The following is a 15356-nucleotide window of genomic DNA, read 5'->3' on the forward strand; positions in this document are numbered from 1 at the left end:
AATGACAAGTAAGATGATTCTCGAAGTAAAAGATTTCTCCCTCGGTTACACCGCTGCCAACAGCCAGTTGGTGAGTGTGCTGCGTAACGTGTCCCTGCAGATCAAAAAAGGGGAAGCGATCGGCCTGGTGGGTGAATCCGGCTGTGGTAAAAGCACCCTGGCACTGGCGATGATGGCATTTCTGCGCAGCGGCTCCCAGGTACAGAATGGTGAGATCCGCTACCACGGCGACAACTTGTTTGAAAAATCAGAGAAAAAGCTGGGAAAACTGCGCGGTGGCCTGATCGGCCTGATCCCACAGAACGCCGGCCAGTCGCTGACCCCGACCATGAAGATCCGCACTCAGCTGTTCGAAGCGCTGCAACTGCACTCCGATGTGCCCCGCAGCCAGTGGCAGCAACGTGCTATCGAGCTGCTCAAGCAGGTACGCCTGCCCGCACCGCAAGCGATGCTGAACCGCTATCCACACCAGCTCTCCGGCGGTCAGCAGCAGCGTGTAGCGATCGCCATGGCGTTGGCGGGCAGCCCGGACCTGCTGGTACTGGACGAACCAACCACCGGTCTGGACGTGACCACCCAGGCACACATTCTGGAACTGCTGGGTAACCTGCGTGCTGAGCTGGGCATGACCATGGTCTTCGTCAGCCATGACTTGGGCGCCGTCGCCCGTATCAGCGACCGCATCGCCGTAATGTATGCCGGTGAGATTATCGAGCTGGGCACCTGTGCCGACGTGCTGCGCACCCCGGCCCACCCGTATACCCGCGGCCTGCTGGGTTCGATCCCACGCCTGGATCAGACCGGCCTGCCGCCGTCATTGCCGGGTTACCCGCCCAAAGTAGGGTCTGTTAAGCAGGGCTGTGCCTTTGCTCCACGTTGCAAACATGCCAAAGATCACTGTGTGGCGGAAAATGCCCCGGTAATTGCACACGACAGCCATCAGGTACGTTGCCATCTGGCGGACGAGCTGCCAGAAACTGGCAACAACGTTACCGTACTCAAGCCGGTAACCCGCAGCACCGACGAAACCCTACTGGATATCCAGAAGCTGCAGATCAGCTACCACAAGCCGGGCTTATGGGCGCAGCTGCGCGGCACCGAACCACCGGTGGCGACCGTGGATGATATTGATCTACTGCTGAAGCGTGGCGAGACTCTGGCCCTGGTGGGTGAATCCGGCAGCGGCAAGTCCACCATCATGCGCGCCATCAGCGGTATCCAGCCGCCCCGACAGGGCAAGATCAAGCTGCTCAAGGAGAATTTGAACGAGCCGGTGGAAAAACGTGACAGCCAGCTTAAACGTCGCGTGCAGATGATCTTCCAGAACCCGGACGCCTCTCTAAACCCACGTCATACCGTGGCGCAGATCCTGCAGCAGCCACTCAAGCTTTACTACGGACTGGACGCCCAGGCCTGTCGCCAACGCGCCGCCGAACTGCTGGATCTGGTGCGCCTGGCGCCGCACTACCTGGACCGCATGCCGGGCCAGCTCTCCGGCGGTGAAAAGCAGCGTGTGGCGATCGCCCGCTGTTTTGCCGGTGATCCGGAGCTGATCCTCTGTGACGAGGTGACCTCGGCGCTGGACGTCTCCGTGCAGGCCGCAGTACTGAAACTACTCAAGGATCTGCAGCAGGACAAAGGGGTGACCTACCTGTTTATCGCCCACGACCTGGCGGTGGTCAAAGCGATTGCCGATCAGGTGGCGGTCTTGTATCAGGGCCGTCTCTGTCAGGTCGGCCCGGTAGATGAGGTATTCAACGGCTACCACCACCCGTATACCCAGGCGCTGCTGAATGCAGTACTGGAACCCGATCCGGATCATGTGCCCCAGCTGTCCGGTGACGATGCCTCCGAACAGCACCCACCGGCACAGGGTTGCGCCTATCAACGCCGCTGTCCGATGGCGACCCGTATGTGTAACGAGTGGACACCACCGTGGCAGGAAGACGGCAACAACCGCATCCGCTGCCATTACACACTGCGCGAGCTGGAACGGGGTGACGAAGAGGCGCAACTGATCAGGTTCGCCAACGCCTGAGTTGTACAACAACACACCGTTTTATGATTTGAGACTCTGACGAAGGAAGACCCATGGCACTGGTTATTTACGATCTGGACGACACCCTGTTGAACGAGGATGCATCCAGACTCTGGCTGCAGTTTATCGGCGATCGCGGCCACGCCTGCCGCGACACCCTGCTGCAGGAAGAAGCCCGCCTCGATGCCCTCTACAAACAGGGCAAGCTGGATATGTGCGACTACCTACTGATGCAACTGGGCCCCCATATCGGCCAGTCGCTCGATGCAGTATGCGCAGAGATCGACAGCTTTATCAGTGACTACGTCATGCCCCATGTGCGCCCGGCCGCACTGGACAACATCCGCGAACACCAGGCCAACGGTGACCGCTGCCTGGTGATATCCGCCTCCACCGCCTTTCTGGTAAAACCGATCGCCAAACGCCTGGGCATCAACGATGCCATCGGTGTTGAGATCGAACTGGACGACGGCGTGATCACCGGCCGTCCGGACGGCGTGATCAGTTACCAGGAGGGCAAGATTATCCGCCTTCAGGAGTGGTTGGAGCAGGAGCAGGAGGCACTTGCAGATAGCTGGTTCTACAGCGATTCCCGCAACGACCTGCCACTGCTGGAGCTGGTTTGCAACCCGGTCGCGGTCAGCGCCGATCCGCACCTGCGTGCCGTGGCCAGCGAACGCAACTGGCGCCAGGTCGAGTGGCACTTTTAAGGGGCTGCTAAATCTCGTTCCATGCTCTGCGTGGGAATGCCTACAGTTTTTGTTATTGGCGTATTTGTAGGGCAGCGTTCACGCTGCCGGCAGTCTGAAGGACTGCCCTACACGGTCCAGTGTGAACCACCTCACCAAATTCCAGGCACCAAAGGGTGAGATCCACCGGATCTCGCCCTTTTCTATTTATAGGCAGTCACATTCGTCAGGTTACATCCGGATATACTGCTCTTCGCTTTCCAGGGTAGCCTGCAGCCAGTCTCGGAACGCAATCACTTTGGGTGATGGCGGTTTGTTGGGCAGCACCAGGTAGTGGGCGCCGGACGCCTTCAGGGTATAGGAGTGTGCCTGCACCAGGAGGCCGCGATCCATCATCGGTTTCAGGTTGAAGCTGCGTGCCAGCAACAAACCAATGCCATTGCAGGCCGCATCAAACGCCGAGGTGCTGGTATCACACTCCAATACCGGCATCGGCATCAGGTTGCTCAGGTTCTGCTTGCGGAACCATTGCTGCCAGTTTTCACGATCACCGATAATGCTGATCAGCGGCAGCTGCAGGATCTTCATCGCATCGTCGTTGATCTCGTAGCGTTCCAGGAACGCCGGGCTACCCACTACGATCAGGTTTTCCCGCGTCAGGCGCTCCACCTGCATGCCGGTCCAGTCGCCAAAACCGTTGGAGATCTCAACATCCGCTTCCTCCACCTCGTTCTGCGACGGCCAGACAGAGGACATCAAACGGATGCGGATACCCGGATGCTTGGCATAAAAGTCGCTTAAACGCGGCACCAACCACTGCTGCATAAAACTGGTACCGCACTTAATCGTCAACAACGCGCGGTGATCGGTCCCAAACAGCTCGTTGGTACTGGCCAGCAGGTTATTAAACGCATCGGTCAGCACCGGCAGGTAAGCACGCGCCGCATCGGTCAGCTCCAGGTTGCGCGGTTTGCGAATCAGCAGCTGTGTATCCAGGTACTCCTCCAGCAGTTTGACCTGCTGGCTCACCGCCCCCTGAGTCACATGCAGTTCCTCCGCCGCACGGGTCAGACTGCGCAGGCGCGCAGCGGCCTCAAATGCTTTCAGTGCTTTAAGCGGTGGCAGGGGTTTGCGGTTATTTTTCATGGGGACACTTCGATACTATCTGGATGAAGACTGCGCAGGGACAGGCTGGATGCCGGCAGGATAGCGTTACAGGCGTTCGCCGCAAGAGCCCACATCCAGCCTCATAAAAAAGCTGTCTTCTTATAACAGAGCAAGATGACAGAAATACTGCAGCAGCCCCAATCGCCAGAAGTAAAAAAGCCCCGGTTTACACCAGGGCTTCTTGTCTGAATCTGCGATCTTAGCAGGACAATCCCACCATCAACGGCGGCAGGCTTTCATGCTGCCAGCGCTGTATGCAGTATCCTTCAACCACCACCACTTCGCATTCGTCCCCATTGTTGAGTCTGCCCTGCATATGGCCTTTCAGGATATCAATCAGCTGGTCGGTATCTTCTGCGCACACGAAGCGGTTCACAAAATGACTGAAACCATAAGCGTCATCGTAGATACTCAGCACCACCCGGTTTACCGCACGCACGCTTGGCGCATGGCTGAAAATATCCTGCTTGCGATCGAAGTCACCCTGATGAATCCATAAACAGGGTTCCGGATCGAGAATCTCAAGCCCATGCTTGGTGGTCATCATGTATTCCCAGAGACGGAAGTTTTCCATCTCCACGAGTCGCATCCGCTGCTCCCCTTCGCCGTTTGAAGTGAAACACTGCACCAGCTTCTGGGACTGCTGATATTCCAGAAGAGGTAAGGTATTCAGTTCTGCCTCAAACGCTGTTTTCTTCGTAGTACTCAAGACGAAGTCTCCTATTGAATCTTCCGGCAGGTCGTCCTGACCTCACAGGGTGCCAAACAGTCTAGGTGCTGAAGGGTATATCCGCAATCCGTTGACCTCACCGGGAGTGACCAGCATCAAACAACCCCGGTATTCACCTTACCATATCATATTCAAGTAGCAGATTAAGGGGGCGTACAGATGCTGTTTGCACGGATACAAAGGAGAGGTGCGTCAAAACGCAGAGATGGCCATTGGGGACACCCTTGCCAGGTTATCCCCAACGCATAGACGCTTAGCCGAAGTTGATGGCACGGATGTGCCCGTGGCCGTCGATCGCAACCTGCACACATTCGGCTTCGGTCACCTTACGCAGGTCGCTACCATCCGGGCAACGCCCCCAAACCTCAACGCGAATGCGCAAAGAGCTGCGGCCGGATTCCAGCACGCGGGTATAAAAGGAGAGTACAGTGCCCACCAGAACCGGTGACATAAACTCCATGTTGCCGACTGACACTGTGGCAACACGGCCACTGGTTACCTCAGCCGCCTTAATTTCGGCCGCCAGCACGATTTGGGAAGCCACCCAGCCGCCATATACATCACCAAACATGTTGGTGGCCTGGGGATCTGCAGGCAGGGTCAGGGTCAACTGACCTTCCGGTGACAGAATCTGATCTTCTTTTTTATCTACCATGGTGCAGTTTCCACTCAAACTACATTTATAGGATTCGTCAGCACCGGCGTTAAACATGTCCGGTACACAGCATTTTACCGCTCTAACAGAAGAGCTTTCTATATAGACAGCAAGACCCGCGACTTTACTGAGTCCGGATATTGATTGTGCTGCAACGGTATCATTCGGTTACAACTTAAGTCTACCGATTATATACCGCCACAACGGTGCGTAGGATCAGTTCTTTTTACACAAGCCAAAAATTGGATGCGCCGCTGTCACAACTCTGTCACAAAGCACTTCTATAGTAGGCCCCATATTATTACTTCAAACCAAAAACTTCTCTCTCTGGAGATAAAGATGAAACCAATGAAGAAGCTGTTTGCAGCTGTTGCTATCTCTGCAACCTGCATGACTGCAAACGCTGCAGACCTGCTGGACAAAAACCTGCCTGTTTACCAGAAAGCTTCCGGTGTATCCGGTAACCTGTCTTCCGTAGGTTCCGACACTCTGGCGAACCTGATGACTCTGTGGGCTGAAGAGTTCAAGCGTAACTACCCTAACGTTAACATCCAGATTCAGGCTGCCGGTTCTTCTACTGCTCCTCCAGCGCTGACCGAAGGTACTTCTAACCTGGGTCCTATGTCTCGTAAGATGAAAGACAAAGAGATCGAAGCGTTCGAGAAGAAGTTCGGTTACAAGCCAACTCCAGTTGCTGTAGCAATCGACGCACTGGCTGTATACGTACACAAAGACAACCCAGTTAAAGGCCTGACTATCCCTCAGGTTGACGCAATCTTCTCCTCCACCCGTAAGTGTGGCGGCGCTGAAGACATCACTTCTTGGGGTGGTGCTGGCGTAGAAGGTTCCCTGGCTTCTAAGTCTATCCAGATCTTCGGTCGTAACTCCGTATCCGGTACTTACGGTTACTTCAAGAAGAAAGCTCTGTGTAAAGGCGACTACAAGAACAACGTAAACGAGCAGCCTGGTTCTGCTTCCGTTGTACAGTCTGTTTCTACTTCCCTGAACGGCATCGGTTACTCCGGTATCGGTTACAAAACTTCTTCCGTACGTGCAGTACCACTGGCTAAGAAGCCTGGTCAGAAGTTCGTAGAAGCTAACCCAGAGAACTCTCTGAACGGTTCTTACCCACTGGCTCGTTCCCTGTACGTATACGTGAACAAGAAGCCAGGTCAGCCTCTGTCTCCACTGGAGCGTGAGTTCCTGAAGATGGTTATGTCTAAAGTGGGCCAGGAAGTTGTTGTGAAAGACGGCTACATCCCACTGCCAGCTAAGCTGGTTGAAAAACAGATGTCTGCTCTGGGCCTGTAAGCCCGCAGAAAATCTGACGAGATCGTAGGGTCTCAATGAATCAGGGGGGGTCCGAAAGGATCCCCCCATTTGCGTTAGTGACGTCTCTGTAACATAAGCGTAACAAAATTGCCTTATTGTACGCCCGACGCTAATTTCAGGACCTCTCAGGACCTTTGTGCCATGAGCATTGATAACACAAACCTAGCCACTGAACTCGATTTCGACACACCAGCGGCCAAACGTCTGCGCAAGTTCCGCGCCTTTAAAGACAAGTCGGCCTCTGTAGGTATCGCCTTCGGCGGTATCAGTGTCATCATCGCTATCCTGCTGATCTTCTTTTACCTGCTGTATGAAGTAGCTCCGCTGTTCCACTCTGCCGAGATTAAGCCTTGGCAGGTAAACGGTAAGGCTGCAGCACCCTACGAAGCACCAGGGCGCGGAAAAACCGTTTATTTAACCATGGAAGAGCAGGCTGAAATCGGTCTGCGTGTCACGGATCAGGGAGAGATCATCTTCTTTGATACCCGCAGTGGCGACGTGTTGCAGCAGTCCAGCATCCCGGTTCCCGCCGGCGCTGAGATCACCAGCTTTGCCCTGGCATCCGATGCCAGCCACATCTTTGCGGCAGGCCTGAGCACCGGTGAAGTACTGGCGATCAAGCATAGCTACAAAGCGACCTACCCGAATGGCACGCGTGTTATTACCCCGTTCATCGAATACCCATTTGGTGAAGCGCCACTGGCGGTCACCGACAGTGCCATCACCGAGCTGGCGCTGAACGGTGGCGAAGAGGCCTGGAGCATTATTGCCAAAACCGAGCAGGGACTTGCCGTAGCCAACCTGTCATTTGAAGAGAATTTCCTGACCGGCGAAGTGGAAACCAGCATCGACACTGAGATGCTGCCACAGCTGAACATGCCGGTTAAGAAGCTGCTGCTGATGCCGGATCGTCGCTGGTTGCTGATCTCCGGTAACAACAATAAGCTGGCCGTGATGGATCTGGCGTCCGCCGACACCGAAACCACTCAGGTTCTGGAAGCCTCCTCCGGCAACATCACAAGCTTCCAGCTGCTGCTGGGCGGCAACTCCCTGATGGTTGCGGACGACAAGGGCAACATCAGCCAGTGGTTCCTGGTACGTGATGATAACAACGTATGGCGCCTGACCAAGATCCGCGAATTTGAAAGCGGCTCCAAACCGGTTAACGCAATGTCCATGGAGCACCGCCGCAAGGGCTTCGCGACCGTAGACAGCGAAGGCACTCTGCGTCTGTACAACTCCACTGCGAACCGCAACGTTCTGGTTGAGCAGGTTGCTCAGGGGCAAGCCGATTCTATCGCCCTGTCGCCACGTTCCAACGCGCTGTTGGTTGAGAAAGACAACACGCTGGCGTTCTGGCTGATCAACAACGAGCACCCGGAAGTGTCCTGGGATGCCCTGTGGGGTAAGGTTTGGTACGAAGGTTACCAGGAGCCGGAATTCACCTGGCAGTCCTCTGCGTCTACCAACGACTTTGAACCCAAATACAGCCTGATGCCACTGGCATTCGGCACCCTGAAAGCAGCCTTCTACGCTATGCTGCTGGCGACCCCGCTGGCGATCTGCGGTGCGATCTACACTGCGTACTTCATGGTGCCGGCGCTGCGCCGTAAGGTGAAGCCGTTCATCGAGTTGATGGAAGCGCTGCCAACAGTAATCCTGGGCTTCCTGGCAGGCCTCTGGCTGGCTCCATTCATGGAGACCAACCTGGCCGGTATCTTCGTCTGCCTGTTGCTAATTCCGCTTGGTATCCTGGCGTTTGCATTCGCCTGGGCACGTGCACCTAAACACGTCCGTTACATGATCCCGGAAGGTTGGGACACCGTGATGCTGATCCCTGTTGTGATCCTGACCACCCTGTTGGGTCTGTGGATTGCGCCGGGCGTGGAAGCGGTACTGTTTGCTGGCGATATGCGTCAGTGGGTAACCGACGACCTGGGCATCGCCTATGACCAGCGTAACGCTCTGGTGGTGGGAATCGCGATGGGCTTTGCAGTAATCCCGACCATCTTCTCCATCACCGAGGATGCGATCTTCGCCGTACCTAAGCACCTGAGCTACGGTTCCCTGGCGCTGGGCGCAACCCCGTGGCAGACCCTGGTACGTGTGGTAATGCCAACGGCCAGCCCGGGTATCTTCTCTGCGGTGATGATCGGTATGGGCCGTGCGGTAGGTGAAACCATGATCGTACTGATGGCGACGGGTAACACCCCGATCATGGATATCAACATCTTCGAAGGTATGCGTACTCTGGCGGCGAATATCGCGGTCGAGATGCCGGAATCCGAGGTGGGCAGTACCCACTACCGTATTCTGTTCCTGGCAGCTTTCGTACTCTTCCTGTTTACCTTCATGGTGAACACCCTGGCAGAGACGATTCGTCAGCACCTTCGTAAGAAGTATGGCTCTCTGTAACACGGCTTGATTGAGGAATAAAACCGATGCGAGTTTCATTAAAAGAATGGACCAAATCCGGCGAGCCGTGGGTATGGTTGAACGCTGGTGCCGTCGCGATCTGTATGATCATGGTTGTTGGCCTGCTGTCCCTGATTGCAGTGCGCGGTCTGGGTCACTTCTGGCCGGCGAATGTCTACCAGGCAGACCTGGTCGAAAACGGCAACACCATCCGTCTGGCGGGTGAGCTGGTCGACTCCGAAAATGTACCGGCCGCCCAGCTGCGCGACAGTGGTGTCGCGGTACCAGAAGGCGCTGAATTCATGCAGCGTGACCTGCTGAAGATCGGCAACCGCGATGTAGGCGGCTCCGACTTCATCTGGGTGCTGGATGAGTTTCTGGAAAACCGTAGCCAGCCTGAGATGATGTTTGCGGCAGAACGTCGCGAATGGGGTAACTTCTACGGTTACCTGCGCAGCCTGAAGGAAAACGGTCAGGTTGTAGCAAGCTACGACGGCTACGAGAAAAACGCCGAGTACATGCAACTCTGGAACCGCTTCCAGGAAAGCATCGATCGCGCGCTTGAGCTGCACGACGAGATTGTTGAGATCGAGAAACACGAGATCGGCGCAATCAACTACGAGCTGGAGCGTCTGCGTCTGAAAGAGCGTTCCCTGCAGCTGAAAGAAGTAACTGACCAGTCCCGCTACGCGGAGATCGATCAGCGTCGCAAAGAGCTGGATGCCGAGTACGAAGTCCTGCAGAAACAACTGCTGGACCTGTACACCCAGTTCAACCGCGACTCTTTCACCGCTGAAACAGCAGGCGGTAAAACCCTGGAGATTGGTGTGTCCAAAGTTGTACGTGCATTCCTGCCGAACAACATGAGCATCACCGAGAAGGTTGTACACTACTTCGCGAAGATCTGGGAATTCATGTCCGACGAACCGCGTGAAGCGAACACCGAAGGGGGTATCTTCCCGGCTATCTTCGGTACCGTGATGATGGTAATCCTGATGTCCGTGATGGTTACCCCGTTTGGCGTGGTTGCCGCAGTTTACCTGCGTGAATATGCCAAGCAGGGTTTTGTGACCCGTCTGATCCGTATCGCGGTAAACAACCTGGCAGGTGTACCTTCCATCGTATACGGTGTATTTGGTCTGGGCTTCTTCGTTTACTTCCTGGGTGGTCACATCGATGACGCCTTCTTCCCGGAAGCTAAACCCGCGCCAACCTTCGGTACGCCTGGCCTGATGTGGGCATCCCTGACCCTGGCACTGCTGACCGTGCCGGTGGTTATCGTGGCGACCGAGGAAGGCCTGTCCCGTATCCCACGTGCAGTACGTGAAGGTTCCCTGGCACTGGGCGCAACCAAAGCGGAAACGCTGTGGAAGGTGGTACTGCCGATGGCATCCCCGGCAATGATGACCGGTGTAATCCTGGCGATTGCCCGTGCTGCGGGTGAGGTCGCACCGCTGATGCTGGTCGGTGTCGTGAAGCTGGCGCCAAGCTTGCCGCTGGATGGCAACTACCCGTACCTGCACCTGGATCAGAAATTTATGCATCTGGGCTTCCACATCTACGACGTAGGTTTCCAAAGCCCGAACGTTGAAGCGGCCCGTCCGCTGGTATACGCAACCGCGCTGTTGCTGGTTATCGTAATCGCCCTGTTGAACATGTCTGCGATTGCAATTCGTAACCACCTGCGTGAAAAGTACAAAGCACTTGAAATGTAACGCTGGATAGCGGAATTTATTAGAAAGGTTTTAAGCCATGACTAGCGAAGCAAAAACCCACGCCATTGATATTTCTGCCATGCAGCGAGATAACCGTATTCTGCGACTGGAAGACGAAACCTGCACACTGCAAGTGAAGGACCTGCGTCTTTCCTACGGTGAGAAGGAAGCCCTGCACGGTATCGACATGACGATCCCGAAGAACCGCGTAACGGCGTTCATCGGGCCATCCGGTTGCGGTAAGTCTACCCTGCTGCGTTGCTTCAACCGTATGAACGACCTGGTGGATAGCTGTAACATCACCGGCCAGATCCTGATGGACGACCAGAACATCTACGACCGCAGCGTCGACGTAGCCGAGCTGCGTCGCCGTGTCGGTATGGTGTTCCAGAAGCCAAACCCGTTCCCGAAATCGATTTACGAAAACGTTGCCTACGGTCTGCGTATCCAGGGCATCAAGAAAAAGCGTGTGATCGACGACACCGTAGAATGGGCTCTGCGCTCTGCGGCACTGTGGGATGAAGTGAAAGACCGTCTGCACGAAAGTGCACTGGGTATGTCCGGTGGTCAGCAGCAGCGTCTGGTTATTGCCCGTACCATCGCAGTAAAACCTGAAGTACTGCTGCTGGACGAACCGGCATCCGCACTGGACCCGATCTCCACGCTGAAGATCGAAGAGCTGATCCACGAGCTGAAGAAAGACTTCACCATCGTGATCGTAACCCACAACATGCAGCAGGCAGCACGTGTATCCGACTACACCGCCTTCATGTACATGGGTGACCTGATCGAGTTTGGTGTAACAGATACACTGTTTACCAACCCGAGCAAGAAACAGACCGAAGACTACATCACCGGTCGTTACGGTTAAGGTCCAACGTGATATTCCTGGGGGATGGTCTATCATCCCCTATCGTCTATTACAGATTCACTCCTTATTACGGAGAGTTCAGACGTGAATTTTGAAGATAATTACTCAACCCATATCTCTCAGCAGTTTAACGAAGAGTTGGAACAGATTCGTACTCAGCTGCTGACCATGGGTGGCATCGTTGAGCGCCAGGTTCACGATGCTGTTGAAGCATTGCTGAACGGCGATGCTGACCTGGCTGAAAAGTCTCGTCGTACCGACCAGCAGACCAATGAAATGGAGCTGATGATCGACGAGCAGTGCACCACAATCATCGCCCGCCGCCAGCCTGCTGCCAGCGACCTGCGCCTGATCACTGCGATTTCCAAGGCGACTTCTGACCTGGAGCGTATCGGTGACGAAGCGAGCCGCATCTGCCGCCACGCCATTGACCTGGCAGAAGATGGCAATTCCCAGCGCGGTTACCAGGAAGTCCGTCACATAGGTACGCTGGTACGCGACATGGTTAAAGATGTTCTGACCGCATTCGCGCGCAGCGATACTGAGCTGGCATACCGTGTTGCTAAACAGGACAAAGCGGTTGACCAGGAGTACCGTACCGCGATGCGCTCCCTGATCACCTACATGATGGAAGATCCACGTGCGATCTCCAGCAGCCTGAATGTGATCTGGGTCCTGCGTAGCCTGGAGCGTATCGGTGACCATGCCTGCAACATGGCGGAGCATCTGGTGTACCTGGTAAGTGGTACCGACGTACGTCACGCCTCCCTGAAAACCATGAAAGCAGCAGTGCAACAGGGCGACGACTCCCCTGCTGAATAAGCCCCTCTCCGACGTGCGTTTACCTGGTTAAAGATCAAGTAAACGCACGTTTCATGCCCTCTCCCACTTGTGGTAACGTTGCCCTAAAGCCCAGCTGACTTCGGGAATCAACATGCTGCGATACGTGGTTTACGCCGATCTTAACTGCCCTTTCTGCTACGCGCTGCAGGAGCAACTACACGCGCTGAATCTGCTGGACCAGGTCGACTGGCGGTTGATCGAACACGCCCCCGACACCAGCGTCTTCAACACCACCCCCGAAAGTCAGGCTGAACTGGCCAGCGAAGTTTTCACCGTGCGCAGCCGCGCCCCACAGGTACAGGTTGCCCTGCCGCCCGTGCGCAGTGACAGCCGCTTCGCCAACCTCTGTGTGATTGCCGCCCGTGACATCGACGCGGACAAGGCCCGCCAGCTGCTGGTCAACCTGTACCGCGCCCTCTGGATTGAAGGGAAGGACATCAGTTCCACCGCCGTGATCTACGACTGCATCGTGGCTGCCGGCCTGCCGGGTGAACTGTCTATCGAAGAACCGCACGAGCACTGTCTGCATAACTGGCAACACCAGTGGGAGCGCGGCAGCTACAACCTGCGTATCCCGGTGCTGACCAGCAGCGGCGAGGATGAAGTACGTACCCTGCGGGGTCTGCCAAGCCAGGAACATATCAGCGCCTTCTTCGGCGGTGAGCAGCCTGCCGGACCGATCGGCAGCTTCGACCAGTGCCACGGCCGCGACCGACAAACCATCGCTTTCTATGGCCACGACGGTGTGCAGTCGATCTGGAACGTGATCGCCGCTGTACGTGACAACTACAACATCCTCCTGCCGGCCTCCGTACAGGAGCTGCGCAAGATGCTGAACCAGCCGGGCGAATCCCCGGATCTGATTCTGCTCAACAGCATCAACCATTTTCAGTCGATGCTGGAAGACACCACCGAGCTCGTGCACCAGGCCGCCGAAAGCCACACCCCGGTCGCCCTGGTGGGTGATCCGCTCAGCGATACGGAAGAGATCAAGGTATACGAGACCGGCGCCGCCGACTATCTGATCAAGGACCGCGCCAACGGCATCCTCCAGGCCCGTATCCGCACCCTGCTGATGCTGAAGCGCAGCCACGACCTGCTGGAGCGTGCCGCCCGTATCGACGGCCTGACCCAGATCTACAACCGACGCGAGTTCGAACGTAGTCTGGAAGTGGAGTGGTTACGCGGCCAGCGGTCCAAACAGCCGCTGAGCCTCATCATGCTCGATGTGGACCACTTTAAGGACTACAACGACCACTACGGCCACCTCACCGGTGACGGCTGTTTACAGCACGTGGCGACCGCCATTACCGAGAGCGTTCAACGCGCCCAGGATATGGTATGCCGCTTTGGCGGCGAAGAGTTTGTGGTGTTATTGCCGGAAACCAGTGCAGAGGGAGCCAAGGTGCTGGCGGAGAAGATCCGCAAAACGGTGGAAAACCTGACCATCGAGCACGCCCGCTCATCGGCGGGTCACCACGTTACCATCAGCCTGGGGCTCGCCAGCCTTAATCCGGCGGACAACAACAACCCACGCGCACTGATCCAGCTGGCCGACGAAGCCCTCTACCGCGCGAAACGCCACGGTCGCAACTGCGTCGCCGAATAACTCAAAAGAGGTGATTGAATTCGGGACTCGTTAGTTCCGGATATAGTCTGCAAATGGCGGGAAACGTGCGATCAGGCCGTCCCGTCCCAGCTCCCGCATCAACGCCATATTGCGCTCCGGGATCTCATCGGGATCACCGTAGTTCATCAGCACACGGCTCATCATCCCCTCACGGATCAGATGGAAGGACGGGAACGGGGAACGGTTGGTCCAGTTGGTGATGTCATCCGCCTCGACACCGGCAAACTGGTAGTTGGGGTGGAAACTGGCCAGCTGAAAGACGCCGCCCAGCCCGGAACGGTCCAGCAATCCCTGCAGAATATCCAGCATATCCAGATACTGCTCAAAGTCCGGCAGGGCATTTGGCGTCACCAGCAACGTGGTGGCCAGTTCATCCTCCTCACTCGCCTGAATCCGATCCAGCTCCGCCAGAAAAGCCTGTATCACCGCTTCATCTTTGTCACCCATCTCAATGGCGTAATGGATGGTCGCCTGTTTCACAACGGGGGCGGCAAACGGACAGAGGTTCATGCCAACCACCATCGCATCCACCCATGCTTGGGTGAGGGCTGCGGCATTCTCTGGAGAGTATTTGAGTGAGTGTGTGGTATTCATAGCGGCGATGCTACCTGAAGGCCCCGAACAGGCAAAGGCCGGATCACCAGAGTGTTGACGTACAGCAGACTTTTGCGGTCCGGCGGTGATAACATACGCGCAGTTTTTGAAGGAAACAGACCCGTGCCCATTGCCCGCGCCCTCACCGAACCGAACTTCGACACCCGCTGGACCTCCCTGCGCCGCCCTAGTGTCACCCAGACGCCGCACATCTGGCGCAATTGGTTGACCGATGCCGGCTCCCTCACCAAGCGTCTGGTGGCGCTGAGCGAAGGCGACTTCGAGGTTAAGGTGGTGCGTCAGGGCTGGCAGACTCCGACCCGCTCCGAAGCTAAGGCGCTGCGTATGGGCACCCGGGAAAAAGCACTGGTGCGCGAAGTCCAGCTGGTTGTTAAAGGCGAACCCCTGGTGTATGCCCGTACCATCATTCCGGCGACTACACTGACCGGACGGCAGCGAACCCTGAAGCTGCTGGGGAACCGCTCGCTGGGTTCCATGCTGTTCTCCGACCCCACCATGCGCCGCAGCCCATTGCAGTTCAGCCGCCTGCGCCTGCAGGACAAACGCACCGATGTCTGGGCCCGCCGCTCACTGTTCTACCTGTCAGAGAAACCGCTGCTGGTGTGCGAGGTTTTTCTGCCGGCCCTGCAGCAGTTAAAATAACGGCATCGAGTTAG

13 protein-coding genes are annotated in these 15356 nt (G+C 56.3%); 9 read left to right on the forward strand and 4 right to left on the reverse strand.

Annotated features, from left to right (window positions below; all coding sequences use genetic code 11):
- Position 1 precedes the first annotated feature (1 nt).
- Positions 2–2038, forward strand: coding sequence for a dipeptide ABC transporter ATP-binding protein (locus QKW35_RS17295; protein WP_282355172.1), 2037 nt, complete (start codon positions 2–4; stop codon positions 2036–2038).
- A 53-nt stretch (positions 2039–2091) separates the two neighbouring features.
- Positions 2092–2748 (forward strand): HAD family hydrolase, encoded by a 657-nt coding sequence (locus QKW35_RS17300; RefSeq protein ID WP_282355173.1) that lies wholly within the window; start codon positions 2092–2094, stop codon positions 2746–2748.
- A gap of 210 nt (positions 2749–2958) precedes the next feature.
- On the opposite strand, the gene QKW35_RS17305 is transcribed toward QKW35_RS17300, so the two are convergent.
- The 3 genes from QKW35_RS17305 to QKW35_RS17315 form a co-directional block, all read right to left on the reverse strand.
- Positions 2959–3873, reverse strand: coding sequence for a LysR substrate-binding domain-containing protein (locus tag QKW35_RS17305; RefSeq protein ID WP_282355174.1), 915 nt, complete (start codon positions 3871–3873; stop codon positions 2959–2961).
- A gap of 220 nt (positions 3874–4093) precedes the next feature.
- Positions 4094–4603 (reverse strand): hypothetical protein, encoded by a 510-nt coding sequence (locus QKW35_RS17310; protein ID WP_282355176.1) that lies wholly within the window; start codon positions 4601–4603, stop codon positions 4094–4096.
- Positions 4604–4877: 274 nt separating this feature from the next.
- A complete protein-coding gene (locus tag QKW35_RS17315) occupies positions 4878–5279 on the reverse strand; it encodes an acyl-CoA thioesterase (RefSeq protein WP_282355178.1) in 402 nt (133 codons plus the stop codon).
- Between the two features lie 339 nt (positions 5280–5618).
- Here QKW35_RS17315 and QKW35_RS17320 point away from each other — a divergent pair, with 339 nt between their 5' ends.
- The 6 genes from QKW35_RS17320 to QKW35_RS17345 all read left to right on the forward strand — a co-directional run bounded on the left by QKW35_RS17320 (position 5619) and on the right by QKW35_RS17345 (position 14064).
- Positions 5619–6590: a PstS family phosphate ABC transporter substrate-binding protein gene (locus QKW35_RS17320; RefSeq protein WP_282355181.1), complete on the forward strand. Its 972-nt coding sequence runs from the start codon at positions 5619–5621 to the stop codon at positions 6588–6590.
- A gap of 162 nt (positions 6591–6752) precedes the next feature.
- Positions 6753–9026, forward strand: coding sequence for an ABC transporter permease subunit (locus tag QKW35_RS17325; protein ID WP_282355183.1), 2274 nt, complete (start codon positions 6753–6755; stop codon positions 9024–9026).
- A gap of 26 nt (positions 9027–9052) precedes the next feature.
- A complete protein-coding gene (gene pstA, locus QKW35_RS17330; RefSeq protein WP_282355185.1) occupies positions 9053–10741 on the forward strand; it encodes a phosphate ABC transporter permease PstA in 1689 nt (562 codons plus the stop codon).
- Positions 10742–10778: 37 nt separating this feature from the next.
- Entirely contained in the window at positions 10779–11612 is an 834-nt protein-coding gene (gene pstB, locus QKW35_RS17335; protein ID WP_282355187.1) for a phosphate ABC transporter ATP-binding protein PstB, read from the forward strand.
- An 84-nt stretch (positions 11613–11696) separates the two neighbouring features.
- Positions 11697–12434 (forward strand): phosphate signaling complex protein PhoU, encoded by a 738-nt coding sequence (phoU, locus tag QKW35_RS17340; protein ID WP_282355188.1) that lies wholly within the window; start codon positions 11697–11699, stop codon positions 12432–12434.
- 112 nt (positions 12435–12546) lie between these two features.
- Positions 12547–14064, forward strand: a complete 1518-nt coding sequence (locus QKW35_RS17345; RefSeq protein WP_282355190.1) for a diguanylate cyclase — start codon at positions 12547–12549, stop codon at positions 14062–14064.
- 30 nt (positions 14065–14094) lie between these two features.
- Here QKW35_RS17345 and QKW35_RS17350 read toward each other — a convergent pair whose 3' ends face one another.
- The gene (locus QKW35_RS17350; protein ID WP_282355193.1) at positions 14095–14679 is read right to left on the reverse strand and encodes a DUF1415 domain-containing protein; all 585 of its coding nucleotides are present in this window, start codon (positions 14677–14679) and stop codon (positions 14095–14097) included.
- 123 nt (positions 14680–14802) lie between these two features.
- On the opposite strand from QKW35_RS17350, the gene QKW35_RS17355 reads away from it, so the two are divergent.
- Positions 14803–15342: a chorismate--pyruvate lyase family protein gene (locus tag QKW35_RS17355; protein ID WP_282355195.1), complete on the forward strand. Its 540-nt coding sequence runs from the start codon at positions 14803–14805 to the stop codon at positions 15340–15342.
- The last annotated feature ends 14 nt before the right edge of the window (positions 15343–15356 follow it).

It is taken from the genome of Pontibacterium granulatum (assembly GCF_029961155.1).
Lineage (GTDB): Bacteria > Pseudomonadota > Gammaproteobacteria > Pseudomonadales > Balneatricaceae > Pontibacterium > Pontibacterium granulatum.

Bases quoted from the DNA above. Each gene is read 5' to 3' on its own strand.
- QKW35_RS17295 (WP_282355172.1), top strand. From the start codon at position 2: ATGACAAGTAAGATGATTCTCGAAGTAAAAGATTTCTCCCTCGGTTAC.
- QKW35_RS17300 (WP_282355173.1), top strand. From the start codon at position 2,092: ATGGCACTGGTTATTTACGATCTGGACGACACCCTGTTGAACGAGGAT.
- QKW35_RS17305 (WP_282355174.1), bottom strand. From the start codon at position 3,873: ATGAAAAATAACCGCAAACCCCTGCCACCGCTTAAAGCACTGAAAGCA.
- QKW35_RS17315 (WP_282355178.1), bottom strand. From the start codon at position 5,279: ATGGTAGATAAAAAAGAAGATCAGATTCTGTCACCGGAAGGTCAGTTG.
- QKW35_RS17320 (WP_282355181.1), top strand. From the start codon at position 5,619: ATGAAACCAATGAAGAAGCTGTTTGCAGCTGTTGCTATCTCTGCAACC.
- QKW35_RS17325 (WP_282355183.1), top strand. From the start codon at position 6,753: ATGAGCATTGATAACACAAACCTAGCCACTGAACTCGATTTCGACACA.
- pstA (WP_282355185.1), top strand. From the start codon at position 9,053: ATGCGAGTTTCATTAAAAGAATGGACCAAATCCGGCGAGCCGTGGGTA.
- pstB (WP_282355187.1), top strand. From the start codon at position 10,779: ATGACTAGCGAAGCAAAAACCCACGCCATTGATATTTCTGCCATGCAG.
- QKW35_RS17345 (WP_282355190.1), top strand. From the start codon at position 12,547: ATGCTGCGATACGTGGTTTACGCCGATCTTAACTGCCCTTTCTGCTAC.
- QKW35_RS17350 (WP_282355193.1), bottom strand. From the start codon at position 14,679: ATGAATACCACACACTCACTCAAATACTCTCCAGAGAATGCCGCAGCC.